1 protein-coding gene is annotated in these 1789 nt (G+C 46.5%); it reads left to right on the forward strand.

Features of this window, described 5'->3' with window-relative positions; genetic code table 11:
• The first annotated feature begins 439 nt into the window (after positions 1-439).
• Positions 440-1690 (forward strand): group II intron reverse transcriptase/maturase, encoded by a 1251-nt coding sequence (gene ltrA, locus EV194_RS16800; RefSeq protein WP_132435704.1) that lies wholly within the window; start codon positions 440-442, stop codon positions 1688-1690.
• The last annotated feature ends 99 nt before the right edge of the window (positions 1691-1789 follow it).

Below are 1789 nucleotides of genomic sequence, written 5' to 3' on the forward strand. Positions count from 1 at the left end.
GGGCATCAAACCACCTAAAGGTGCTGTGGTAAAGAGCCACGGTGCTGAGCGTTTAGGAAAAGACTATCCACGAGATAGTACAGGTATGGATATAGGAGCTGAACGAGAGTGAACCCTTGATGAGGAGTCGAGAAGTTGTACACCCAGTCAAAAGCTACGGAGTATGAAACGGAGTTATAAGTATAGCGGGAGCCTGAATTACTGGCTATACGACTGGCGTCTTTCAGAGGGCAGGAACTATATCCGGGCTTAATTACGGAACTCGGGAACCAGCCGAGCGATGCCAAGGGAGGGGCGCAACGGGATCACCCCGGAGGCCTAAAACCGAAGCGCTCTGTTGGGACGGATTGCCCCGTAGTAGCGAAGAAGCGATTGTAATGAGAGCAGAGCGAAGGGGGCAAGTTATACCGGATCATAACATTTAACAACTCGCAAGAGGATGACTTTATGGAATGAGACAAAATCAGTACCAGTAAGTAAGGACCAAGTATGGCTTGCTTATAAGAAAGTGCGCTCCAATGCAGGTAGTGCAGGAATTGACCAGATCAGTATGGAAGAATACAATGCCAACAGATCTGTTCACCTGTACAAACTGTGGAACCGGATGGCGTCAGGGAGTTATTTCCCACCGCCGTTAAAAGAAGTGGAAATACTCAAGAAAGACGGAAAAGTTCGCAAGCTTGGTGTTCCCACTATCAGCGATCGCGTGGCACAAATGGTAGTGAAAGATTATCTGGAAGAGAGGTTTGAGAAGCTTTTCAGTCCCCATTCTTATGGTTACCGCCCCGGAAAGAATGCCCATCAGGCATTGGCCGAGGTACGGAAGAACATCAGAATTTCGGATTGGGTAATTGACCTTGATATCAAAGGATTCTTTGACAACATAAACCATGCAAAGTTGATGTTGGCATTAAAGAAACATGTAAGCGAAAGATGGTGCCTGATGTACATCGAAAGGTGGCTTGAAACACCCGTGCAAACAAGAACCGGGGAACTGGTAATGAAGCAGGGGAAAGGAACGCCACAAGGAGGTGTAATTAGTCCGTTATTAGCAAACCTGTTCTTACATTATGCCATGGATAAATGGTTGGAGCAAACCCACTCTACAGTCAGATATGTGCGATACGCCGATGACGCAATACTGCACTGCAAGAGTAAATCACAAGCTGATTACGTGATGCGTAATTTGAACAAACGGTTGAAAGAATGTGGGTTGGAACTGCACCCGGAAAAGACGAAGCTTGTTTACTGTAGAGATTACAGGCGACAGGGAACGTTCGAGAACGTGAAGTTCGATTTTCTGAGCTATTCATTCCAACCTCGCACCACAAAGTCGAAGAAGACCAGGGAATTTTTCCTTGGCTATGACTGCGCCATCAGCACGAGTTCAAAGAAACGCATAGTAGCAAAGATGAGAGAGTTGAAGATTGAGACTCTGACACATAACAGCATAGTAGGAGTGGCGCAATTTCTGGAGCCTTATATCCGGGGTTGGATCAACTACTATGGAAAGTTCAGAATATGGGAAATGAATCCTATCTTTCAGCTATTACGGCGGAGGCTTGTGATGTGGGCACGGAAACGGTACAAGCGCTACAAAACGACTATCAACAGCACTTATGCATGGTTGGAAAGAGTGAAAGAACAATATCCGACACTGTTTTACCAATGGAGGTTGGGATTTTCGTAATGAAGCGCATCGATTTGTATAACAAGAGCCGGATGAGCTGAGAGGTTCAAGTCCGGTTCCGTGAGAGGCTTAGGGGGAAGTTCCCTTTGCCTACTCGAC

The organism is Natronoflexus pectinivorans (genome assembly GCF_004345615.1).
Lineage (GTDB): Bacteria > Bacteroidota > Bacteroidia > Bacteroidales > Marinilabiliaceae > Natronoflexus > Natronoflexus pectinivorans.

Excerpts from the sequence above, each read along its gene's own strand:
- ltrA (WP_132435704.1), top strand. The coding sequence starts at position 440 with ATGACTTTATGGAATGAGACAAAATCAGTACCAGTAAGTAAGGACCAA.